16 protein-coding genes are annotated in these 23,734 nt (G+C 73.5%); 2 read left to right on the top strand and 14 right to left on the bottom strand.

The genetic code is table 11. The annotated features are described in order from the left end of the window. Positions 1 to 127: 127 nt before the first annotated feature. The 4 genes from ACZ434_RS10580 to ACZ434_RS10565 all read right to left on the bottom strand — a co-directional run bounded on the left by ACZ434_RS10580 (position 128) and on the right by ACZ434_RS10565 (position 4,583). A complete protein-coding gene (locus tag ACZ434_RS10580) occupies positions 128 to 1,624 on the bottom strand; it encodes an HsdM family class I SAM-dependent methyltransferase (RefSeq protein WP_468453933.1) in 1,497 nt (498 codons plus the stop codon). A 67-nt stretch (positions 1,625 to 1,691) separates the two neighbouring features. Then, positions 1,692 to 2,837 carry a DUF418 domain-containing protein gene (locus ACZ434_RS10575; protein WP_468453931.1) on the bottom strand — a complete coding sequence of 382 codons (1,146 nt, stop codon included), beginning with the start codon at positions 2,835 to 2,837 and terminating at the stop codon, positions 1,692 to 1,694. An 89-nt stretch (positions 2,838 to 2,926) separates the two neighbouring features. After that, positions 2,927 to 3,991 carry a tellurite resistance/C4-dicarboxylate transporter family protein gene (locus ACZ434_RS10570; RefSeq protein ID WP_468453929.1) on the bottom strand — a complete coding sequence of 355 codons (1,065 nt, stop codon included), beginning with the start codon at positions 3,989 to 3,991 and terminating at the stop codon, positions 2,927 to 2,929. Between the two features lie 82 nt (positions 3,992 to 4,073). Then, positions 4,074 to 4,583, bottom strand: a complete 510-nt coding sequence (locus ACZ434_RS10565) for a hypothetical protein (RefSeq protein ID WP_468453927.1) — start codon at positions 4,581 to 4,583, stop codon at positions 4,074 to 4,076. A gap of 125 nt (positions 4,584 to 4,708) precedes the next feature. On the opposite strand from ACZ434_RS10565, the gene ACZ434_RS10560 reads away from it, so the two are divergent. Further along, entirely contained in the window at positions 4,709 to 5,815 is a 1,107-nt protein-coding gene (locus ACZ434_RS10560; RefSeq protein WP_468453925.1) for a hypothetical protein, read from the top strand. Positions 5,816 to 5,900: 85 nt separating this feature from the next. Here the strand turns inward: ACZ434_RS10560 and ACZ434_RS10555 are convergent, their stop codons facing one another. The 9 genes from ACZ434_RS10555 to ACZ434_RS10515 form a co-directional block, all read right to left on the bottom strand. After that, complete coding sequence (locus ACZ434_RS10555; RefSeq protein ID WP_468453923.1) at positions 5,901 to 6,590, bottom strand: ABC transporter ATP-binding protein; 690 nt, start codon at positions 6,588 to 6,590, stop codon at positions 5,901 to 5,903. Continuing rightward, positions 6,583 to 7,554, bottom strand: coding sequence for an ABC transporter ATP-binding protein (locus ACZ434_RS10550; protein ID WP_468453921.1), 972 nt, complete (start codon positions 7,552 to 7,554; stop codon positions 6,583 to 6,585). Before ACZ434_RS10550 ends, ACZ434_RS10555 begins: the two co-directional genes overlap by 8 nt. Beyond that, a complete protein-coding gene (locus ACZ434_RS10545; protein WP_468453919.1) occupies positions 7,551 to 8,477 on the bottom strand; it encodes an ABC transporter permease in 927 nt (308 codons plus the stop codon). Before ACZ434_RS10545 ends, ACZ434_RS10550 begins: the two co-directional genes overlap by 4 nt. Before the next feature lie 5 nt (positions 8,478 to 8,482). After that, complete coding sequence (locus ACZ434_RS10540) at positions 8,483 to 9,451, bottom strand: ABC transporter permease (protein ID WP_468454517.1); 969 nt, start codon at positions 9,449 to 9,451, stop codon at positions 8,483 to 8,485. 20 nt (positions 9,452 to 9,471) lie between these two features. Further along, entirely contained in the window at positions 9,472 to 11,061 is a 1,590-nt protein-coding gene (locus ACZ434_RS10535) for an ABC transporter substrate-binding protein (RefSeq protein WP_468453917.1), read from the bottom strand. A gap of 153 nt (positions 11,062 to 11,214) precedes the next feature. Beyond that, positions 11,215 to 12,354, bottom strand: coding sequence for a glycine amidinotransferase (locus ACZ434_RS10530; RefSeq protein ID WP_468453915.1), 1,140 nt, complete (start codon positions 12,352 to 12,354; stop codon positions 11,215 to 11,217). A 175-nt stretch (positions 12,355 to 12,529) separates the two neighbouring features. Further along, positions 12,530 to 12,730: an MbtH family protein gene (locus tag ACZ434_RS10525; RefSeq protein ID WP_468453913.1), complete on the bottom strand. Its 201-nt coding sequence runs from the start codon at positions 12,728 to 12,730 to the stop codon at positions 12,530 to 12,532. Then, a complete protein-coding gene (locus ACZ434_RS10520) occupies positions 12,727 to 19,335 on the bottom strand; it encodes an amino acid adenylation domain-containing protein (protein WP_468453911.1) in 6,609 nt (2,202 codons plus the stop codon). The genes ACZ434_RS10525 and ACZ434_RS10520 overlap by 4 nt, the downstream gene beginning before the upstream one ends. A gap of 73 nt (positions 19,336 to 19,408) precedes the next feature. Then, positions 19,409 to 20,224, bottom strand: a complete 816-nt coding sequence (locus ACZ434_RS10515) for a thioesterase II family protein (RefSeq protein ID WP_468453909.1) — start codon at positions 20,222 to 20,224, stop codon at positions 19,409 to 19,411. Between the two features lie 205 nt (positions 20,225 to 20,429). On the opposite strand from ACZ434_RS10515, the gene ACZ434_RS10510 reads away from it, so the two are divergent. Continuing rightward, on the top strand, positions 20,430 to 21,449 hold the full coding sequence (locus ACZ434_RS10510; RefSeq protein ID WP_468453907.1) for a ferritin-like domain-containing protein: 1,020 nt from the start codon (positions 20,430 to 20,432) through the stop codon (positions 21,447 to 21,449). Positions 21,450 to 21,828: 379 nt separating this feature from the next. Here ACZ434_RS10510 and ACZ434_RS10505 read toward each other — a convergent pair whose 3' ends face one another. Further along, positions 21,829 to 23,463, bottom strand: a complete 1,635-nt coding sequence (locus ACZ434_RS10505; RefSeq protein ID WP_468453905.1) for an AMP-binding protein — start codon at positions 23,461 to 23,463, stop codon at positions 21,829 to 21,831. Positions 23,464 to 23,734 lie beyond the last annotated feature (271 nt).

The raw sequence follows: 23,734 nt of genomic DNA, 5'->3' as shown, positions 1-23,734 counted from the left end.
CCACATCGACCACCTCCCGGCACAGCGGACCGGCGCAGCGACGCGAGCACAACAAGCTCTGTTGACAGTGCCAACGTACCCTTCTGGCGTAGCTCGTTCGACGCAGGCGTCGCCCTCTCCCGGAAGGTCACCCATGCCGCAGGACGACACCCCGGTGGGTACCGCTGGCACTGGTGGACCGGCGGGCGTTGACGGAACTGCGCAGGAACCCTTGCAGATAGTCCGTGTCGAGCTGGTCGCTGGCCGAGACCGGTTCCGGACCGTCGTACGCGACCAGCCCGGCCCGGGCGAGATCCGCGACGCTGGTGGTGGCTCCGTCCAGTGAACCCGGCCCGCCCCCGGGTACGAGCTGGGGCAGAAGTGCGGCGAGGCGGCCGATCTCCGCCGCCAACTCCTTCCGCAGGGCAGCGTACTCACCGGGATAGTCCCGGTGTCGCGCCCGCATGTGGCTGCCGGGCGTCAGGTCGACGGTGTCGTCGAGGAGCTCGATCAGCGACACGTCCGCCACCTGATCGGAGCGCGGCTCCAGACTTCCGTCGAGGCTGTTGTCGGTCAGGTCGACCATGCGCACGGTGTGGTTCGTGTCGGCGGTTCCCGTGCTCGCGGGGCGCCGCAGGCACCACAGGTGCACGGGCAAGGCGTGCGAGGTCGCCGTTCCCGGCGGCAGGGCGACCACTTGATGCACGACGCCCCGGCGAACGAGTTCCGCCCGAATGCGCCGGCCCGCCTTGCGGTAGGCGACCGAGGCCGGCATGACCATGAGGACCTGGCCACCGGGGTTGGTGTGCGCGTAGGCGTGCTGGAGCCAGGCCAGTTCGCCCTCGGCCTTGGACGGGGTGCCGAGCTCCCAGCGGGAGTCGAGCAGCAGTTCCTCCCGCCCCCACTCGGTCACGCCCGCCGGCGGGTCGCAGACGACCAGGTCCGCCTTGAGGTCGGGCCACTGGTCCGCGCGCAGGGAATCGCCCTCCACGATGCGCACACGCGACCGCCCGAGCAGCTCGGCACGGAGCTGTGCGAAACGAGCGCTGTCGGCATCGGCCTCCTGACCGCAGCATCGCGTTCCGTCATCGGCGGCGACCGACAGAAGCAGCACTCCGGTGCCGCAGGCCGGATCGAAGACCGTGGCGCCGGACGGCAGTTCCGGAGCGAAATGGCACACCGCGCGCAGCACGCGTTCGGGCGTCACCTGATCCGAACCCGAGCGCCGGGCCGAGTCCATGAAACGTTCCGTCAATCCGTTCACGACGTCCACGGCCGCCTCGGTCCGGATCAGCTCGCGTACCCGGGTGGCGACGTCGTCCGGCGGACCCGGCTCGTCCTCTCCGGCCAGGAGTCCGGCCACGTCGGCGAGGCCCGTCAGCATCTGCTCCGCGTACGCGGCCCGCATGGACTGCCACAATTCGACGTCGGGTGAGACCTCCTGGCCCTTGCGCTGCTTGTCCAGCCAGGCCTGGACCTCTGTGAGTGCGTAGAGCGGACTGTTCGCCGCGCCTCCCGTCGGCGTGGGGAAGTCTTCGTAGCGGCGGCGCCAGTTGGAGACGGCGGCCCGAGTGACTCCGGCCAGCCGAGCGATCTCGGAGCCGGTGACCAGGGGGCCGACCGGTGAAGCGGCATTGTCCGTCATAACGCTCCAGCGTAAACATCGCGTATCCGCTTCATCCGTGCACGCGCAGCTCATGGGCACGGCCGGATCAGGTCGGGCGTCGGTAGGTGACGCGGCGGACCAGGACCTCGAACGGGCCGCGTCGGCCCGCTCGGTGCATGCGGTGGGCCAGCAGGACCGTCGCCGTCCAGGTGGTGAGGGACAGGAGGGCCGTGGTGGTGACGGTCAGGGTCGCGGAGAGGTCGAGAAGGAAGGGTGTGAAGACGAGCGCCCAGATCACCGACTGCGCCAGGTAACAGGTCATCGACCGCTGGCCGACGGCGGCGATCGCGTCCACCACCGTTCCCCGCCGGAGTTCGAGCCGGCGGGCCAGCAGGGACACCAGGGCCGCGTATCCGAAGCCTCCCAGGGTGCCGGTCGAGTCGTGCAGGGGGCCGATCAGTTCCAGTGTCCCCGGGGCCGGGACGGCCGTGACGCCGGAGAGCATCAGCGCGACCGGCTGGGCGCCGAGCACGGCGGCGCCGATCCCGACCCAGGCCGTGACGCGCAGCAGGGTCCGGTACCGTTCGGGCCGCTCCAGGATCCGCCGGCGTCCCGCCCACAGTCCGACCGCGAACGGACATATGAACCCGAGCGGCCCGAGCAACGCGACCAGGGGCGCCACCCGCACCCGCTCGGTGACCATCGTGAGGAGGTCCGTGGGGAGCATCGAGCCGTCCGGCGGGTCGGCGCTGATGGTCGACGAGTCGCCGCTCGGCAGGGAGACGAGTACGAAGAAGAGCAGCGCGGTCAGCAGCAGCCGGCGGTCCGTCCAGCGGACCATCCACGCGCCCACGAACAGCAGCACGCCGTACGCCGCCAGGATGTCGCCGACGTAGAGCAGCACCGCGTGCAGGAAGCCGACGACGACCAGTACCAGGCTGCGCCGCCACAGCAGTCGCCGTACCGCCCGCGGCTCGCGGGTCTCCTGCCGGCGCACGATGTGGGCGACGCCGTATCCGAACAGCAGCCCGAACATGGGGAACGCCCGGCCGTCGACGAAGGTCGAGATCAGCCAGATCACGACGGAGTCGGAGGGTGAGCCGTCCCGCGGGTAGCCGCCGAGCACCGCGGGGCCCCGGAGGAAGTAGTGCGCGTTGGCCAGCGCGATGAACAGCAGCATGAAGCCGCGCGCCAGGTCGGGAGCGAGAGCACGCGTGGCGACAGCGGTCGGTTCGGACACCTGGGTCGTCATGCGATCAGTCAACGGCGCGCGGGCCGGCGGGGGGATCGGCCGGAAGTCGATCGCCTGCTGACTTTCGTCCATGCCTGACTCCGAGCCGGTCAGGCCCGTTCCGGCTCCCGCGCCCCGGTGGTGATCAGGCTGTGCAGCATGGCAAGGAGGACGGCGGCCCAGGCGGTGAGGGCGACCCAGAGCCAGGCCTGGCCGATCCATTCCACGATGGGCAGGTCGTCGGCGCGCCCGAGGTACATGCCGGCGACGGCGTACATGCCGAGGGGGAAGACGATGCTCCACCAGGTGGGCTCGTAGGTGAGGGGCACCCGGTGGACCCAGTGGCGCCAGATGCCGACCGCGACCAGGACGGGGATGAGCCAGGTCGCGAAGCACCAGAAGACGACCGACATGCCGGCCACCAGGCCGCGCACCGCGTCGACCATGGGCGCGCTCTCCATCTCCACGATGCGCGCGCCCGCGACCACGGTGATGGCGACCGCGCCCATGGAGACCCAGTAGGGCGGGTCGAGTTCGCGCGGTTCGAGGGGGTAGAGCATCAGGCGGAGCGAGACGAAGATGGCGGAGGCGGCGTAGAGGACGCAGCCGACCGACCAGGAGAACACCGCGACGACGGCGAGGCCCTGGCGGGCGGCCTCGTAGTGGGGCTCCAGGGTCGCGGCGGCCACGGCGACCGACTGGCTGGCGACCACCCACACGAACCAGGTCCCGTTGGCGGCGGCGATGACCGGGCGTTCTCTGCGGCCCAGGACCGCCGCCCAGGGGATGGTGTAGCCGAGGACCAGCCAGGTGAGCGCGGCGACCACGAGGAGGACGGTGGCGGGGAGGTAGTGGCCCTGGCCGGCCAGGCCGACGGCGAAGACGTCGGTGCCCGCCACGAAGGTGAAGAACAGGAAGGCCTTGCGGGTGTCGTGGGCGTCCGCGGCGAGCGCCCGGCGGTGCGCGGCGAAGCGCCAGACGGTGAGGACGACCAGCAGGGCGTACTCGACGGCGGTGAGGACGAGGAGGGCGCGGGCCGGCGGGGTCCAGCCGCGCAGCTGGCAGCCGACGGAGAGGATGCCCGTGGCCATGACGAGGGCGAAGTACCCGGGCGACAGCCGCGCGGGGGTCAGACCGGCCAGCCGGGGGGACGGGGGGAGGGTCGTGGAGAGCACTCACGCACCGTATGTGAAGAGGGGCCCGTCGTCCGGGGACGTCCGGCCCCTCCCGGTGGGTGCGGGTGTGTCGCGCGGGTCGTCAGGCGGCCTGGTGGACGACGAGTTTGAACTCCGCCAGGACGATGTTCCGCGCCACGCCGGCGTCGTGGGTGGCGCGCAGGGCGAGCGGGACGGCCGGGTCGACGAAGATGCCCCAGTGCTTCGTCCAGCACTGCATGCCGGGGCTGGGCGGCCGGTGTTCCGTCGCCGTCGTGTCGTTGGGCGACGAGGTGAGACCGAGCGGGTCCCGGACGAACTGGTCCCGCAGTTCGTCGTAGCCTCCCGACTCCCACTGGATCATGGCGTACAGGGTGCCCCAGCCGGCGACGCTGGGCCATATCAGCCCGGAGCGGTCGTCGGTGTCCCAGTTCGTGACGGTGTAGCCGTCCGGCTGGTCGACCTGGTGCATGGCGAAGCGGTCGGTGGACTCGGCGGCCCCGAACGGGAACCGGATGACCGTGTAGGGGCTGTTCGCCGGGATCGACTGCGGAGTGTCCCGCTTCAGGGAACACACCTGCACTCCGGGCGAAGCCGTCGCATGTGCAGACATGTTTTCAGATATGCCCATTCCGAGCCCATCTGATGTGACGTTCGCCGCACACCCGGCTCATGTGCCCTGCGACGTACAACCGTTCGAGCCTTTCGTCGGTCTCCCTCGGTGACCGACCTGGTCGCATGCATGAGGAGACTGTCATTTCCGCCATACGCAAGACCCTGACCGCCACCGCCGTCGTCACCGCGGTACTGGCCGGTTCCGCCGCCTGCGGCACCGTGGAGAACCTGTCCGCCGGGCAGAAGCTGGACAAGGCGTTCGACAAGCTCGGTGAGGAGCGTTCGCTCTCGTTCGAGCTGGACCTGGACACCGACCTCGCGTCGCTGAAGGCGCTGGACGCCGAAATGGCGGAGCCGGGCGAGGAGATGCCCGACGAGGCCGCCGAGCTGCTCAGCGGCGCGCGGATCTCCTTCTCCGTGCAGTCGAAGAAGCCCCTGGAGAAGTCCGGTGAGAAGGACTTCGACGCCATGGCGATGAAGGTCAGCGGCCCGGACGGCGACCTGTTCGAGTACCGGCTGGTCGGCGACTACACCTACGTCCGCGTCGACGGGGAGGCGCTCGGGAAGGCGTCGGGCAGCCCCATGCCGTCGGCCGACGAACTGCCCGACAGCGCGGGGGCGTTCAAGAAGCTCCTCGCCGGTGAGTGGCTGAAGGTCTCCACGAAGGAGCTGAAGGAGACCGGCGAGCAGTTCGGCGGGGCGGAGGACGCCGGTGCGCAGACACCCGCCGCGGAGCCCACGCTCGACGCCAAGACGCAGAAGAAGCTGACGAAGGCGCTGCGCCAGGTCATCGCGGAGGAGGTCGACTTCAAGACCTCCGGCGGCTCGGACGGCACCGAGCACATCAAGGCCACGGCGCCCTTCCGTACGCTGCTGACCGAACTGGTCGGCACGCTCGCGCCGTTGCAGAAGGAGCTGCCGGGCGGCGGCGAACTGCCCACCGCCAAGGACTTCAAGGACGCGCCGAACGAGAAGGTCACCGCCGACTTCACGCTGAAGAACGGCGAACTGACCGAGGTGTCCGTGGACCTGGCCAAGCTGGCGGAGACGGCGAAGGTCAAGAAGCTCGCGCTGGTGCTCCGCGTGGGCAAGGGCGAGAAGGCCACGGCGCCGGCGGGTGCCACCGAGGTGCGCATCGACGAGATCATGGAGGGGGTGCTCGGCGGCATCATGCTCGGGGCGGAGGAGTTCGGGGACGAGGAGTTCTCCGAGGAGTACCCCGAGGGCTGACGGAGCGGCGTCACCTCGTACGGACCGGGCACGGCCCGGGGCCGTCCGGCCCCGGGCCGTGCCCGTCGCGCTGCCGCCCCCGCGTTCACACGAGCGTCTTCGGCGTCACCGTGTCCCAGTGGGGCGTCACCGTGTCCCAGTGGACCGTACGGTCGCACCAACGGTCGAGGAGGACCTGGTCGTGGCCCACCGCCAGGAGCCCGGCTCCCGTGGCCGTGCGGTAGTCCTCCACCACACGGACCAGCGCGGCCGTCGTCGAGGCGTCCAGCATCGCGGTCATCTCGTCGCAGATGAGCCACCGGGGGCGCAGCACCAGTGCGCGGGCGAGGCAGGCGCGCTGGAGCTGGCCGTCGCTGACCTCGTGGGGGCGGCGGGTGAGCAGGTCCGGGGTCAGCCCGACGGTCTCGGCGAGTTCGGCCACGCGGGCGGGGGCCGCGGCGCGCCGGCCGGTCGCGCGCAGGGGTTCCGCGATCAGGTCGCTGAGGCGCAGCCGGGGGTCGGCGGAGAGGCGGGGCTGCTGGAAGACGACGCCGATGGCGGTGCGCTGCTCGCGGGGAGCGCGGTGGCGGTAGTGGTGGACGGTGGTGCCGTCGAGGACGACCGTCCCGGAGTCGGGGCGGTGGAGGAGCGCGGCGACTCTCGCGAGGGTGGACTTGCCGCAGCCGCTGGGGCCCAGCAGGCCCACGGCCTCGCCGGGGGTGACGGTGAGGCTCGCGTCGCGTACGACGGGGGCGCGGTGGTCGTAGCCGGCGGTGACGGCGCGCAGCTCAAGCACTGATGCCCTCCGGGGTGCGGGCCGGGACCGGGTGGTGGCAGGCGACCGAACCCGTGAAGGGCGGGAGGGTCGCGCAGGTGTCCGTGGCGCGGTCGCAGCGGGGCGCGAAGGCGCAGCCGGCGGGGAGGCTGCCGAGTTCGGGGGGCAGTCCGGGGACGGGGGTGAAGGACCGGTCGGGCAGGGCCTCCAGCAGGCCCCGGCTGTAGGGGTGGCGGGGGCCGGGGGCGCCGAAGAAGGCGTCCGCCTCGGTCAGTTCGACGATGCGGCCCGCGTACATGACGGCCACGCGGTCGGCGATGCGTTCCGCCGCCGCCAGGTCATGGGTGATCATCAGCAGCGCCCGGTCGGCGTCGACGTGGCGGCGCAGCTCGTCGACGGTGCGGTCCACGAGGTCGCGGTCCAGTCCGGTGGTGGGTTCGTCGGCCAGGAGCAGGGGGGCGTCGCCGATCAGGGCGAGGGCCGTGGCGGCTCGCTGGGCGAGGCCGCCGGAGAGTTCGTGCGGGTGGCGGTCGAGGTGGTCGGTGGGGAACTCGGCGCGTGCGGCGGCCCGTTCGGCGGCCGGGCGCAGGGCGGCACGGTCCCGCTCGCCGGTGAGCTGGGCGACCGTCTCCTCCATCTGGGAGCGGATCGTGCGCACCGGGGTGAGGTGGGCGGCGGGGCTCTGCGGGATGAGCCCGATACGGCGCCCGCGTACGGTGCGGGCGAGGGTGCGTTCGCCCGCGGTGAGCAGGTCGAGGTCGCCGAGGAGGGCGCTGCCCGCGGTCTGGGCGTTGGCCGGGAGGAGGCCGAGCAGGGCGGAGGCCAGCACGGACTTGCCGCAGCCGCTCTCGCCGATCAGGGCCAGGCACTCCCCCGGCGCCACGTCGAAGTGCGCGTCGGTGACGGCGGCGACGCGGCGCCCGCCGGGCAGCAGGAAACGCACGGACAGTCCGCGGACCGCCAGCACGGGAGGTCGCTCGGTCACAGCATCAGCTCCGATCGGCGGCGGGGGTTGATCCGTTCCCGCCAGACACCGGCGAGGCCGGCGATGGCGAGGGTGGGGATGATCAGGAACAGGCCGGGGAAGAGGGTGGGCCACCACTGCCCGGCGAGCAGGGAGCCGCGGGCGCCCTCGATGAGGGTGCCGAGGCTGGCGGTGTGGGTGGGCAGGCCGAGGCCGAGGAAGGACAGGGCCGACTCGTGCCACATGGCGTGCGGGACCATCAGGACGGCGGCGAGGCCGGCCTGCGGCAGTACGCCGGGCAGGAGGTGGCGGACGGTGACCCGCCGGCGGGACGCGCCGCCGGAGACGGCCGCGTCGATGTAGGGGCGGGAGCGCAGCGAGAGGACCTCGGCGCGCACGATGCGGGCGGTGGACAGCCAGTGGGTGAGGGCGACGGAGATCACCACCGGCCACACGCCGGGCCGGAACATGGCGACGATGAAGATGCCGAGCAGCAGGTGCGGCACGGAGGAGAGGGTGTCGACCACACGCATGATCAGGCGGTCGGCCCAGCCGCCGAGCGCGCCGGCGGCGGCGCCGACGGCGGTGCCGATCACGGTGGCGGCGAGCGCGGCCACCAGGCCCACCAGCAGCGACACCCTCAGCCCGTAGACGCAGCGCAGCAGCAGGTCGCGGCCCACGTCGTCGGTGCCGAAGGGGTGGTCCCAGCTCGGGGGGAGGAGTTTGGCGGCGAGGTCGACGGCCTGCTGGTCGAGCTGGACCAGGGGCGGTACCAGCAGGACCGCGAGGGCTGTCACCGCGACCAGGGCGGCGGAGACGCGCAGGCGCAGGGTGTGGGTGGAGCGGCGGGCGGTGCCGTGCGAGCGCCACTCCACCGGGGCCGGCTGCCCGGTGGGGTTCGTCCGGCCGGCGGGGTTCGTCTTCTCGACGGTGGTGTCAGCCATGCCAGTCACATCTCATTCAGCTTCACCCTCGGGTCGATCAGTCCGTAGAGCAGGTCGGCGAGCAGGTTCCCGGCGAGGACGGCGGCGGTGGCGAGGGTGGTGAGCGCGGCCAGCAGCGGGAAGTCGACGGCGGTGGCCGCCTCCACGGTGGCCGCGGCTATGCCGGGCCAGCTGAAGACGCTCTCCACCAGCAGGGCGCCGGTGATCAGTTCGGGGACGCGGGAGCCGATCAGGGTGAGCACGGGCAGGAGTCCGGAGCGCAGCGCGTGGCCGAGCAGGACGGTGCGCTCGCTCAGGCCGCGGGCCCTGGCTCCGCGTACGGGGTCCTCCGCGAGGGCGTCGCCGACGCCCTGACGGACGTACAGGGTGAACCAGGGCAGCTGGGAGACGGCGAGGACACCGGCGGGCAGGATCAGGTGGCTCGTGACCTGGCCGAAGGTGACGTGGTCGCTGCCGGTGTCGGTGAGACCGCCGGCCGGGAGCACGTCCAGCTCCAGAGCGAAGAGCCAGACCGCGAGCAGCGCGATCCAGAAGACCGGGGCCGCTTCCAGGGAGTACGCGAGGGAGGTGACCGTGCGGTCGAGGAGGGAGCCGGGGCGGCGGGCGGCGAGGACGCCGAGCACGGTGCCGAGCAGCACGGCGACGGCGAACGCGGCGGCGCACAGCAGCGCCGACCAGACCAGGCGTTCGCCGATGACCTCGGCCACCGGCTGGCGCATGACCGTGGACTGGCCGAGGTCGCCGCCGAGCGCGGAGGTCAGCCAGTCCCACCAGCGGACGGTGAAGGGCCGGTCCACGCCGAGGTTCTCCCGCAGCCGGTCCAGGGTCTCCTGGTCGGCGCCGAGGGCGGCGGTGCCCGCGTACGCCTTGACGGGGTCGAAGGGGGATGCGGCGGCCACGGCGAACACGCCGAAGGTGACGACGAGGAGCACCGGCACGGCGTAGAGGGCACGCCGTGCCGTGAGCCGCGCCATCGCTCCCCAGGGCGCGCGTGTCATGCCTTGGGCTGCCAGTCCTCGACGTTCCACCAGGGGCCGCTGGCGAAGCCGTGCTCGTGCGGTTCGGTCTGGGTGGTGAGGTCCTTCCAGCGGTCGGAGAGGACGTACAGGTGGTCGATGTGGGTGAGGAAGGTGTAGCCGGGGTTCTTGACGAGTTCGCGCTGGAGGTCGTCGTAGGCGGCCTTGCGGGCCTTGGGGTCCTGGCTGCGCCGGCCGGTCTCGAGGGCCTCGTCGGCGGCCGGGTTGTCGTAGCCGGCCATGTTGTTGAAGCCGTCCCCGGCGAGCGAGGAGTGCAGCAGGGTGTAGAGGCCGAAGTCGGGGTCGCCGACGCTGCCGAAGCCGGCGAGGACGGCGTCCTGCTTCATCCGGGGTTCGATGACCTCCCAGGTGGCGCTCTCCACCTTCACGTCGATGCCGGCCTTCTTGGCGTCGGAGGCGTAGGCGAGGGCGTGGTCCTGGCGGACCTTGTCGCCGGAGGGGTAGTACAGGGTGAAGCGGGCGGGGCGGCCGTCCTTGGCGCGGATGCCGTCCTTGCCGGGCTTCCAGCCGGCCCCGTCCAGTACGCGCCCGGCCTCGGCGAGGTCCCGGGAGCGCTCGACGTCCTTGGCGAACCAGGCGTCGTCGACCGGCAGGGGGCCGTAGGCGGGGCGGCCGGCGCCGTCGAGGATCTTGTCGACCATGGCCTTCCGGTCCACGGCGAGGTCGAGTGCGCGGCGGATCGCGGTGTCGCCGGCGACCGGGTTGCCGGTGGGGAGGGTGACGGCGCGGAAGTCGTACGACGTGGCCCGGTAGGTCTTCTTGTCGTCGTCGCTCTTGAAGGTGGCGGCGAGGTTCGGCGGGAGGGTCGCGCCGTCGAGGTCGCCGGAGCGCAGCCGGGTGGCGCGGACGTCGTCGTCGGCGATGATCGCCATGGTGAGTTTCTTCACCTTCGGCGCGCCGCCCCAGTAGTCCGGATTGGCCTTGAAGGTGAGCTTCTCGCCCTTGCTCCAGCCGGCCAGGACGTACGGTCCGGTGCCGACCGGCTTCGTGTTGAAGGCGCCGGTGTTGGGGTCCTGCCCGCCGGCGACGTGCTCGGGGACGATGGGCAGGACCGTGCGGGCGGCGAAGGCCGCGTAGGGGTAGTCGAGGGTGAAGACGACCTTGCCGTCGCCGTCCGCCTTGACCTCCTTGATCGCGTCCAGTTCACTCTTGGCGGTGTTGTTGGTCCTGTCGTCCAGGACCGTCTCGTACGTGAACACCACGTCGTCGGCGGTCAGCGGCTCCCCGTCGCTGAACTTCACGCCGTCGCGCAGGGTGTACGTGTAGGTGCGGCCGCCGTCGGTGATCTCGGGGAGCGCCTTCGCCAGCGCGGGCTTCAGGCTCAGGTCGGCGTTCCGGGCGAGGAGGCCGTCGAAGATCTTGGAGTTGCCGTCCTTGCCGTAGCCGAGGAGCGGGCTGAGGGTGTCCGGTTCGGTGGAGACACCGATCACCACGGACTCGGCGGCCTCGCCGCCGTCCGCGCCGCCGCTGCCCGGCGCCGAGCAGGCGGTGACCGCTCCGGCCAGCGCCACGGCGGCCGCCGCTCCCCGTACGCGTCGGGTCGTCATCGAACCTCACATCCCTGTTGCCTCAATATCGCTATTGCATATTAAGTGCAGCAGGGTTGGCCCGGAAAGGGGGCCCCGTGCCGGGAGGTCCGTCCCGGCCGTCCGGGGCCGGGCGGACGTTCCCGCGCCCCGGATCCGGACGGCCGCGCGGTGTCAGACCAGAGGGGTGTAGTCGAGGCGGGGGAAGTAGTCCTCGCGGGTGCCGGTGCGGCGGACGTCCCAGGTGGCGCAGTGCAGGGAGCCGCCGTATTCGAAGACGTGCCGGAAGGGCACCGTGAGGACCTCGAAGCCGAGGGCGGCCAGCAGGTCCTGGAGGGGTTTCTCGTTCTCCTCGCAGACGACCTTGGTGGGCGAGATGCTGAGCACGTTCATGGACAGCCACTTGGAGGACTGGCAGTACTGCGGCATGTCGTCATTGGTCAGCACCGGCTGCGGGGCGTCGACCAGCTCCCAGTCGTTGGCGAGGAACATCTTCTCCTCGCCCTCGCGCAGCGGCCGCTCGGGGTTGGTGAGGATCAGGCCGGGGCGCAGCGGCACGAAGGTGCAGTCGATGTGGGAGGGGAAGAAGTCCAGCGGGAAGTGCACGGTGTGGACGCGGAAGCCGCGCGGTTCCAGGTGCTGCCTGAGCCAGCGGATACCGGCCCGGTTGGTGGTCATCGACTCCTGGACGAGGATGTCCCGGCCGAGGCGGCTCATGTCGGCGGCGTCGAAGACGACCTCGTTCTGGGTGACGCAGAACTCGAAGGCGTGCATGCGCTCGTGCCGCCGCTCGAGCGGCCAGTCCCAGAAGTCCTCGCGGTACATGCCGTCGGCCATCGAGGGCTTGGGGGCGGTGGTCCACAGCACGCGCGGGTCGGCGTTCCAGTACGCGTAGACCAGTTCGCGGTAGGGCTGGTACTCGAAGTAGCGGGCCCGGCGCGACATGGGGGCCTCGATGATCTCATTGCCCAGGGTGATCATCACATCGCGCGGGCAGACCGAGCAGTACTGGTTCGCGACCTCGAAGTCGGGAGTGGCCAGCGGCCGGGAGAAGTCGTGCGGGGAGGGGCGGCGGACCGTGACGCCCTGCGACGTCAGGAGGCGGACGAGCCCGTCGAGTTCCTCGTTGGCGAGGTCGATCGCCTCCTTGGACTTCGGGCCGGTCGGGAAGGGCGTTCCGGGGGCGTTGCGGACGGCGGGCCGGCTGCCGGGCTCGGTGGGCTCGAAGCAGGCGTTGTCGGCCGAGCCGACGACCATCTCCTCGAGAGGGTCCCATTCGTTCCAGGAGTTGACGACCACGGAGTCGTTCGGCATGGGTGCGGTCACCTGTCTGTGAGGGCGGGGCGGGGAGTACGGGCCGTGCGCCGGCGGGAGGGTGTGCGCCGGGGGGTGCGGCGGCGGGCGGCGGCGTGTGCGCCGGGGGGTTGCGGCGGCCGGGTGGGCGGCAGGAGGTGAACGGCGGCGCGGGGGTGTGCGCCGGAGGTGACCGTCAGGCGTCGGTGAGGCTCGCCGGACGCATGTCGGTCCAGTTCCGCTCGATGTGGTCGAGGCAGGTCTGCCGGTCGCTGTCGGCCAGGACGACGTCCCAGCCGGGCGGCACCAGGGCGAAGGCGGGCCACAGGCAGTGCTGGCGTTCGCCGTTGACGAGCACGTGGAAGGTGCCGTCCTCGTTGTCGAAGGGGTTGGTCATGTCGTTCTCCCGGTGGGTGCGGTCCCGGCGCCGGCCCGTCGTGCGGCGAGCGCGGCGGCGAGGGCTCTGGGTGTGCGGTGGCGGAACACGGCCGAGACGTCGAGGCCGGTGCCCAGTTCGGCCTCGATACGGCCGGTCAGGCGCAGCGCGGTCAGCGAGTCGCAGCCGAGGTCGAACAGGTCGTCGTCGGCGCCGACGGCCCTCCGCCCGAGGACTTCGGCCGCCAGTTCGCACAGGCGCCGGCCGTCGGCGTCCGGCGAGGCGGCGGAGGCGGCGTGGTGGCGGAGGAAACGCCCGGTCGGGGCGGTGAGCTCCTGCGGCAGGGCGGTCAGCAGCTCGCGCAGCCGGGCGGCGGCCCGCTCGGCGGTCCCCTCGTCGAGGAGGTCGGCGCGGTGGCCGATCTCCAGCCGGAACCTGCTGCCGGGCGCGACCATGAGCTTGAGCGGGTAGTGGTACGGGTCGTGTCCCGTCAGCCCGGCCAGGCGCAGACCGTCCTCGGGGCCCGGCAGGCCCTGGGCCAGGGGGAAGTTCTCGAAGACCACGCAGCTGTCGAACAGCGGGCCCCGTCCCACGGTCCGCTGCACCTCGGCCAGGGCGAGATGGTGGTGGGGCAGCAGTACGGCCTGCTCGCCCTGCAGACGGCTCAGCAGGTCCGCGACGGGCTCGTCCGGGTCGAGGCGCACCCGGACCGGCACGGTGTTGACCAGCATCCCGACCGTTTCGGCGACGTCCGGCAGATCGGCGTCCCGGCCGGAGACCACGGCGCCGAAGAGCACGTCCCGCTGCCCGGTCAGGTCGTGCAGGCACAGCGCCCACACGGCGCGGACCAGGGTGTTGGGCGTGACGCCGTGGCCGCGGGCCGCGTCGAGCAGGGCGGTGGTGTCCGTCTCGGACAGCTCGACGGTGAGGGCGCTCGGCAGGGCCCTCACGCGGGCGGTGTCGCGGCCCGGGCTCACCAGGGTGGGCCCGGGCAGGCCGGCCAGGGCCGCGCTCCAGGCGGCGCGGGCCGCGTCCCGGTCCTGCGCGGCGAGCCGGCGCAGGTGAGCGTGGTGGCTGCCGGGGGCGGGCAGGGCCCCGGCGTCCCCGTCGCCGTCGAAGAGCGCCAGCAGGTCCCGCAGCAGCAGGGACGTGGACCAGCCGTCGGCGAGCAGATGGTGCATGCTCAGCACCAGTTCGTGCCGGTCCCCGGCGAGCGCGAGCACGGTGCAGCGCATCAGCGGCGGCACGGCGGGGTCGAAGCGGCGGTGCCGGTCGGCGTCCAGCAGCTCGGTGCGGCGGGTGTCCTGCTCCGGACCGTCCAGCCCGGTCAGGTCGTGGACCCGCCACGGCATCCGGACGTGTTCCGCCACGGCCTGCACCGGCTCGCCCGAACTCCGCTGGAGGAAGGCGGCACGGAGTGCCGGGTGGCGGCCGAGCAGGGCGTCGCAGGCCCGCCGGAACCGTTCCACGTCCAGCGTGCCCCGAGTCTCCATCGCGATCTGCACGGTGTAGACGTCCAGGTCGGCGCTGTCGTAGCGGGCGTGGAAGAGGAGTCCCTCCTGGGTGGGCGTCATCGGCAGCAGCCGCTCGACGGGGCGTCCGACGCGGGCAGCGAGCCGGGCACGCTCGGCGGCGTCCTCCCGCGCGGTACGGGCCGGCCGCGCGGTGCCGTGGACGACGAGGGCGCGCAGCGCCGCGCACCACAGGTCCGCCAGTTCCCCGGCCTCGGAGTCGGTCAGCAGGCGCCGGGCCCACCGCCAGTGGGCGACGAGCCGGGGACCCGCCGGGCCTTCCTCGACCGCGGCGTTGACCTCGACGACATGGGTCAGCGGCATCCGCGGATCGGCGCCGAGCGGCAGGACGCCGGACTCGGGAGCGAGGCTCCAGTCCTCGTCGGCGGAGGCCGGACCGCGCTGCCGGCCCAGGTAGTTGAAGCAGAGCTGGGGTGCCGGGAGGGTGGCCAGTCCGGCCGCCGTCGCCGAGTTGAGACGGCGCAGCAGGCCGTAGCCGAGGCCGCGACCCGGCACCCGGCCGAGCTGGGCCGTGACCCGGCGCACGGCCTCGCCGAGCCGGTCGTCGGACGCGGGGTCGGCGCCCTCGGGGCTCCAGTCGGGGATGCCCGGGTCCAGGCGAACGGGGTACAGGGAGGTGAGCCAGCCGACGGTCTCCGACAGGTCGGCCTCCTGCCCGAGCGGCTCGCGGCCGTGTCCCTCGACGTCGATCACGACGGAGGTGCCGCCGGGCTCCGGGCGGTTCCGGGCGGCCACGGCGAGGGCGAGGGCGGTGAGCAGCACCTCGTCGGTACGGGCGCCGAGCGCGGCGGACGCCGTGGCGAGCAGTTGCGCGGTCAGCTCCTCGGGCAGGGTGCGGCGCAACGCGCCGGCCGTGGCGTGGATGTCCCGGGAGGGCGACAGGCGCGCGTCGGTCAGGGCGAGGCCGCCGGCGTCCAGGGTCCGCCGCCAGTGCGGGAGTTCGGCGAGCACGTCCGCTCCGTGCGCCGCCCGGTGCAGGGCGCCGCTCCACTCGGCGAGCGGCAGCGGTACGGGGTCGAGCCGCACGGGGCCGCCGGAGGCGGCGGCGTGCCAGGCGGTGTGCAGGTCCGTGAGCAGGATGTGCCAGGACACCGCGTCGACGGCGAGGTGGTGGACGGTGACGAGCAGCCGGCCGGGGCGCCCCTCCCCCGCGTCGAACCAGGTGACGCGCAGCATGGCGCCGTCGCGCGGGGCGAGGGCGTCGGCGTCCTCCGCGGCGCGGGCGGCGATCCGGCGCCGCAGTTCCGCGTCGTCCGGGGCCGAGACGTCGACCCGCCGTACGGTGTCCGGCGGCGCGCTTGCCGGGGTGGGGTCCACGGCGAGGGACCCGTCCTCGCCCAGCCGTCCGCGCAGTGCCTCGTGGCGGGCCAGGACGGCGTCCACGGCGGTGCGCAGCCGGTCGGTGCCGAGGCCGGGCGGGACGCGCAGCAGGGTCGACTGGTGGAAGGCGTCGTAGCCGCCGCCGTGTTCGTGCAGGCGCCGCATCAGGGGCGTGGCGGGGACCACGGTGGCCGGGCCGGGCCGCGGACCGGCGGCCCGGCGCTCCGGTTCGGGCGCCGGCTCGGGCTCCGTCCTCGCGGGCGCGGCGTCCGCCACGGAAGCGGCCAGGGCCGCGGCCGTACGGTGCGTGAACACCAGCTTCGGCGTCAGCCGCACCCCCGCCTCACGCGCCCGCGCCACCAACTGGATCACCGTGATCGAATCACCACCCAGACCGAAGAAGTCGTCCTCGACCCCCACCGCCTCCAGCCCCAGCACCTGCCCGAACAGACCCGCCAACGACGACGCCACACCCGCACCCGGCCCCGACACCGGCTCCGGCCGCCGGGTGTCCTCGGGTGCCGCGTCCGCCACGGAAGCGGCCAGAGCGGCGGCCGTACGGTGCGTGAACACCAGCTTCGGCGTCAGCCGCACCCCCGCCTCACGCGCCCGCGCCACCAACTGGATCACCGTGATCGAATCACCACCCAGACCGAAGAAGTCGTCCTCGACCCCCACCGCCTCCAGCCCCAGCACCTGCCCGAACAGACCCGCCAACGACGACGCCACACCCGCACCCGGCCCCGACACCGGCTCCGGCCGCGAGGTGTCCTCGGGCGCGGGGAGTGCCGCGCGGTCGACCTTGCCGTTGGGGGTGAGCGGGAGCCCGGTCAACGGGACGAAGGCCGAGGGCACCATGTAGGCGGGCAGCCGTGCGGCGACGCGGTCGGCCAGGCCGGAGACGTCGCTTCCGGCGCCGGGCACCACGTACGCCACCAGGCGAGGGGTGCCGCGCCGGTCCTCGCGCACGGCCGCGGCGGCCCGGGCGACGGCGGGGTCGGCGCCGATCACGGCCTCGACCTCGCCGAGTTCGATCCGGTGGCCGCGGATCTTGACCTGGTCGTCGGTGCGCCCGACGTAGACCATGGTGCCGTCGGGCCGCCACCGGACGAGGTCGCCGGTGCGGTACATCCTGGCGCCCGGCCCGCCGAACGGATCGGCGACGAAGCGGGCCGCGGTGAGGCGGGGCCGGCGGTGGTAGCCCCGGGCCAGGACGTCACCGCCGATGTACAGCTCGCCCGGGACGTCCGGCGGGAGGGGGCGCAGCCAGGGGTCGAGGACGTACAGCCGCGCGGCGGGCACGGGGCCGCCGATGGGCACCGCGCCCCGGGGCAGCGGGTCGCCGGGCTCGAGGCGGTACTCCATGCAGCCGACGGTCGCTTCGGTGGGGCCGTACTCGTTCACGACCGTCACGTCGGGGTGGCGCGCACGCCACCCGGCGAGCGACTCGCCGGTCAGCTGTTCGCCGCCCAGGACGAGTTGTCCGGTGGGCGAGTACCAGTCGGAGGAGGCTTCGAGCACCGGCAGATGGCTGGGGGTGGCCTTGACGAAGGCGGGCGGCCGGGTCCCGGCGCCGGCCGGGGCGTCGACGTCGTCCAGGTCGACGACCTGGACCAGGCCGCCCGCGGTCAGGGGGCCGAGAATGCCGGTGACGGTGAGGTCGAACGACGGCGGCGAGTGCACCAGCGCCCGGTCCCCCAGTCCGGGGTAGGCGGCACGGGCGAAGGCGAGGTAGCCGTCGACCGTGCGGTGCTCGACGACCACGCCCTTGGGGCGGCCGGTGGAGCCGGAGGTGTAGATCACGTAGGCGGTGTCGCCGGGCCGCACCTCGACGTCCGGGGCGGGCCCGTCGAACGCCGCCAGGGCCGCCCGTACGGCCGGGTCGCCGAGCGGGACCGGTGCCGGACGGCCGGCGAGGGCGGGGTGGCCGGCGTCGGCGCAGACGACGGCGGCGGGCGCGGCGTCGTCGAGCAGGAAGGCGATGCGCTCCGCCGGGTGGCCGGGGTCGACCGGCACGTACCCGGCGCCGGCCTTCAGCGCGGCGAGCAGGGCCACGATCAGGTCGGTGCCGCGCGGGAGGACGACGGCGACCAGGTCGCCGCGGGTGACGCCCCGTTCGGTCAGCAACCGGGCCAGCCGGCCGGCGGCGTCCGCCAACTGCCGGTAGGTGAGGGTGCGTCCGGCGCCGGTCACGGCCGGGGCGTCCGGGGTGGCGCGCGCCTGCTCCGCGAACCGCCGGGCCGGCGAGGCCGGTTCGGGGACCGTTCCGCTGCCGCGGCCCCACTCGTCGAGCGTCTTCCGGCGCTCCGGGGCGCTCAGCAGGGGCAGCCGGGCGACGGGGGCCGCCGGGTCCTGCGCGAAGCCTTCGAGCAGCAACCGCAGGCGTGAGCCGATGAGTTGCATTCGGTCGTCGTCGAACAGGTCCCGGCGGTGGCTGAGATGGAGACTCAGCCGGGGCCCGGCGAGGGCGACGAGGCTCAACGGGTAGTGCGTCGCGCCGGTGATCTCCTGCCCGCCGGAATGCCCTCCGGAATGCCCGCCGGGCCCGTCGGCGGGCCCGCTCTCCCCGGCCTCCGTGCCAGCCTCCAGCAGGGGGGCGACGCGCAGGCCGGGGACGGCGTCACGCAGGGCGTCCCAGCCCAGGGGCGTGTCGCCGAAGCTGGTCGCGGTGTCGAACAGCGGCCCGTGGCCGGCCAGGCGCCGTACGTCGGTCAGACCGAGGTGCTGGTGCGGGGCGAGGGCGAGCTGCTCGTCCTGGATCCGCGCGAAGAGCGCGGACAGCGGTTCCGCGGGGTCGATCCGCACCCGCACGGGGACGGTGTTCATCAGCAGGCCCACGACGCGGTCGGCGCCGGGAAGGCCGGCCGGGCGGCCGTGCACGGTCTGCCCGAACACCACGTCGTCGCGCCCGGTGAGCAGCGCCAGCAGCAGCGCCCAGGCGCCCTGGACGACCGTGTTGAGGGTGAGGCCGTGCCGGCGGGCGGCGTCCTCCAGCGCGCGGCTGGTGTCCTCGGGCAGGGTCACGCGGACCAGTCCGGGCAGCGTCCCCCCGCCGGTCTCGGCGGCGCCGGGCGCGACGAGCGTCGGCCCGGCCAGTCCGGCCAGCGCCTCGCTCCAGGCCCGCTCGGCGGCGGGCCGGTCCTGCCGGGACAGCCAGCGCAGGTAGTCGGTGAGGGGGGTGAGGGGGGCGCCGGTGACCGTGCCGTCGCCCGCGGTGTGGTGGTGGTACCGGGTGAACAGGTCCTCCAGCACCAGCGGCAACGACCAGCCGTCGAGCAGGATGTGATGGTACGTCAGCACGAAGGCGTGCCGGTCCGGGGCGAGCCGGACGAGCGCGAACCGGATCAGCGGCGGGTCCGCCATGTCGAAGCGGCGGCGCCGCTCGTCCTCCAGGAAGGCGACCAGCTTCCCGACGCGTACGGACTCCTCCTCGCCGGCGAGGTCCAGCGCGGTCCAGGACACGGTCGCGGTGCGGCGGACCAGCTGCACGGGCTGCCCGCCGGGACGCTCACGGAAACCGGCCCGCAGCGCGCTCTGCCGGGCGAGCGTGTCCGCGCACGCGGCCCTGAGCGCGTCGGCGTCGAGGCGGCCGGTCAGTTCGAAGGGGGCCTGGATGGTGTAGACGTCCGCGCCCTCGGGGTCGTACAGGGCGTGGAAGAGCATGCCCTCCTGCAGTGGGGTGAGGGGCAGCGCGGCCTCGATCGGCGACGGGACGGTGCTCTGCGGTGCCGGCTGCGACGGCCGGCGGTCCTGCGGGGCGGCGTTGGTCTTCACGGTGAGGTCTTCCCGGGAGCGGTCGGCGGCGCGTACGGCGACGCGCTCGCCCGGGCGGGGTCCGCCCGGCGGGTCAGGAGCGGGGGGCCGGCCGGGCCTGCGGGCCGAGGGCCCGCACGACGGCGTCGAGCACGGGTCCGGTGCGGGTGAACGGATAGTCGTGGCCGCCGGGCAGCAGCCGCAGGGTGAACCCGTCGTCCGCGCAGTCCCGCCAGTCCTCCAGCCGTTCCCGGCTCACCAGCGGGTCGTCGGCGCCGCCGAACACGTGCACGGGGCAGCCGGCGGGCGCGGGGCCGGGGGCGGTGTACGCCTCGGCCAGCGCCAGGTCGCGGCGGACCGTGCGCACGGCGTACCGCAGGTAGGCCGGGTAGCGGCGCAGTTCGGCCGGGAAGCCCCCGAACCCCTCGAGCCAGCCGAGCAGGCCCTCGTCGTCGCGGTCGGTGACCCGCCGCAGCACCCGGGTGTGCGGGGCGCGGGAGGCGGAGACGAGCAGCGCGGCGGGCGGGGTGAGGCCGCGGCGGCGGATGCGCACGGCGAGTTCGTAGCCGACCAGCGCGCCGAAGCTGTGCCCGAACAGCGCGTACGGCGCGCGGAGTTCACCGGTGATGCCGTCGAGGACGGCGTCGGCGAGCGCCTCCAGGGTGTCGGGCAGCGGCTCGGCGCTGCGGACGCCCCGGCCGGGCAGTTCCACGGTGGCCAGCTCCACGCCCGGCGGCGGGGTGAGCCGCCAGGGCGCGAACGACGCGGCGCTCCCGCCGGCCTGCGGCAGGCAGATCAGCCGCAGGCGGGCGTCGGGTGCCGTCACCCGGCCGACGATCCACGGACTGCCCGCCCCGCGCGCCGGGGTGTGCGCAGGGTGGGAGGGTCGTGCGGCGGCGTCGGTTCGCATCCCGCTCCTTGGTCGGCCGGCTGTTCTCCGGGCGGTGGCCCGCGGGGACGATGGTGGGCGGCCGGCGGCACGCGGGGCCAGGCACACCGACCGGCAACACCTCTGCCGCCCAGTTGCCCGGCGTCTGCCTGGCCCGCGGGAACACCCGGCGGTGAGGATCGACGGGACAGTCCTGCTCTTGTGCCCCGAGGGGATCTCCTTCACGATGACCGCCCTTCCTGACGAGGCAGCCGACCCGACGTTCTTCACCCTGGAATCCGTCAAGGCGGACCTGATGGAAGTGGAGAGCCTCACCCGGGCCTGCCTGAACTGGGACTACGGCAAGCGCGACAGCCGTGTGTGGAGCCTGTACGAGAAGAACAAGGCCTCCCAGTGGAACGCCACGACCGACATCGACTGGGACCACGACGTCCGTTTCGGTTCCGACCTGACCGAGGAGAACGGAGCGAAACTCGCCTCGTTCGTGATCGGTGAGGGCAGCCCGGTGCCCCCGGAACTGCTCACCCGGTTCCGGTGGGAGTACCAGGCGTGGATGTGCAGCCAGTTCCTCCACGGGGAGCAGGGCGCGCTGGTGACGACGGCCCGGCTCGTCGAGACCGTTCCCGACATGGACGCCAAGACCTACGCCGCCTCGCAGGTCGCCGACGAGGCACGGCACGTGGAGGCGTTCGCGCGCTACATCGACGAGAAGCTGGGCGTGACGTACCCGGTCAACCCGGGCCTCGGGACACTGCTCCACGACGTGCTGTCGGAGTCGCGCTGGGACATCGTCTACCTGGGTATGCAGGTGGTCATGGAAGGCCTGGCCATCACCGGGCTGCGGCTGGCCAGCAGCGGCTTCGGCGACCCGCTGATCCGGCAGATCACCCGGATGGTGGCGAGCGACGAGGCCCGGCACATCGCCTTCGGCGTCACCGCGCTGACCGGCATGTACCAGCAGGTGACCTCGGCGGAGCTGCGCGACCGCGAGGACTTCCTGCTGGAGGCGATCCGGTTGATGTCGCGCCGGTTCATGCTGCGGGAACTGTGGGAGCGCATGGACCTGGACGTGGAGCTGGGTGTCCGGTTCGCGCGGACCAACCCGATGATGGCCACGTACCGGCAGCTGCTGTTCCAGCAGGTCATCCATGTGCTGCGGCAGCTGGGCATGCTGTCGGAGAAGGTGAAGGAACTTCTGATCGCCGAGAACCTGGTGCGGGTGGAGACGATGGCCGCGGTCCGCTGAGCCGGCCGTCCACTGAACGGGAGTGCCCGCCCCGCCCCGGGGCGGGCACTCCCGCGTCCCGGACACCCGGACACGGCCGGAAACGGCGAGACGGCCCTCCGGGCCCGGTCGGCGTCAGCTCGGCATCCGTCGGGTGCGGCGCCCGGCCGGGCCTCGGTGTGCCGCTGTCCGGGGGCGTCCAGGGGCGGCTCTCGGGGCAGGGCTCCGGTGGCCGGCGGCACCCGGTCACGCCAACGCCGTACGTACGTACGTACGTGCGGAGGGGCGCCTGCGCGGTGTCCGTCGCCGGGGAGCCGCGCGGGCAGGGCGGGCACAGGCGCGGTCCGTCACCGGTGCCGCGTCGGAGCGCCGGGTGGGGTCCACCCGGCGCTCCGTGCCGTCACTCGTCCCCGGCGGTCAGCGGCCGGAGGGTGTCCTCGTACGTCCCGCCGCACAGCGCCTTCCAGATCACCCGGCGTCTGGGCTTGCCGCTGGAGGTGACGGCGATGCCGCCGCGCGGGACGTCGACGGCGAGGAGTTCGGCGTCGCCCAGCCACTCGGACAGCACCTCGTGGGCGGTGCGCCGCCAGCCGTCCTGGACGCCCGCGAAGACGGCCACGCCGGTCGGCGTGCCGTCGCGGACGCCGAGCAGCACCGCGACCCGGCGCTCGGGGATGCCACGCTGGTGCAGCAGCGTCTCCAGGCTCTCGGCGAACACCATCTTGCCGCTGACCTTCAGCCCGTCGCCGAGCCTGCCGATCACGAACAGCTGCCCGTCGCGCAGGAACCCGGCGTCCCCGGTCCGCAGCCGGTCGCCGATACGGGTGCCGGAGGCGGTGCCGGCGTCGCCGATGTAGCCGTCGGCGATGGACACGCCGCTGACCACGATCTCGCCGACCTGCCCGTCCGGCAGTACGTCCCCGTCCTCGGAGACGATGGTCACCGTACGGTCCTCGAGCGGCCGGCCGCAGCCGACCACCGCCGTGCCGGCGAGGGAGCCGGCGTCGCCCTCGTCCGGCTCACGCGTCGACCAGCCCTCGCCGGGGGCCAGCCCGGTCACGGCGAGGGTCGCCTCCGCGCTGCCGTAGGCGGGCAGCAGGGCGCCGCGGTCGAGACCGTGGGGGCCGAGCAGGGCGTGGACGTCGTCCAGCACCCGCGGGTCGACGCGTTCGGCGCCGATGATGACGCAGCGCAGCGAGTCGAACCGCAGCCCCTCGAGGTCGGCCGGGCGGACCCGGCGCAGGATGTAGGAGAGGCCGAAGTTGGGCATAGCCGTCATCGCGATCCGCTGCTCGCTGATCCGCCGCAGATAGCGCTGCGGCGAGCGGATGAAGTCGTCCGGCTGGAGCATGTGGCCGTCGAAGCCGGTGACGACGACGTTGAGCAGGAAGCCGACCAGGCCCATGTCGTGGTGGACCGGCAGCCAGCTGATCGCCGGGTACTGCGGGGCGCAGCCCAGCCACCGGCGCATCCCCGTGAGGTTGGCGCGCAGTGCGCCGGCGGAGATCCGCACGCCCCGGGAGAAGCCGCTGGAGCCCGAGGTGAACTGCACCAGCGCGGTCTCCGGCAAGGGCAGCGGCGCGTCCAACGGCTCGACGCCGGCCACGAGTTCGTCGAAGACCACCGGTTCCGTCAGGTCGCTCACCGCGGCGATCTTGCGGACGCGTTCCTGCGACTCCGTGTCGCAGACGGTGATCCGGGGCCGTACGGTGGTCAGCAGATGGGCGGCGTGCCGCTCGTAGTCGTCGGCCCGCTGGAAGGCGAACGGCGGGGCGATGGTGCAGGGCGTGGCGCCCGCGGCCAGCGCGCCGAAGAAGGTCGCGACGAAGCCGGGGTCGGAGCGCTGCACCAGGGCCACCACCTCACCGTCCCCGACACCCCGGGCCCGCAGGGCCGCGGCGGTGCGCAGCACCAGGTCCCGCAGATCGCGGTAGGACCGGAAGTCCCAGCCGTCGCCGCGGTTCGCGTAGTACAGGCCGCGCTCGGCGGACGCGTCGTCCAGCCAGTCGAGCAGACCTCGGTCCCCGATACCCAACGTGCTCGTCCTCTCCGGGATGTGATGCCCACACGGGATGCCCGCGGCACGGCGGGCCCGCCCACGGGCGCCCGCCGCGCCCGGTGGCCGCCAGCCTCGGCGCCGCCCGGCCGGCGGCGCCAGGCAGGGGCCCGGTAACTCGTCCGGGGCGGGCGGCAGTTACACCAGCAACAGCGATTGCCGGTCGGTTGCCTGGTGACCGGCGGTGGGGCGCGTGCAGCATCGAGCAGGGTGCCGCCGTTCCGCGCCGCGGACGCGATGGGCGCTCGCG

It is taken from the genome of Streptomyces sp. NPDC030893 (genome assembly GCF_055571535.1).
This window is presented reverse-complemented; position numbering and strand designations above follow the sequence as displayed.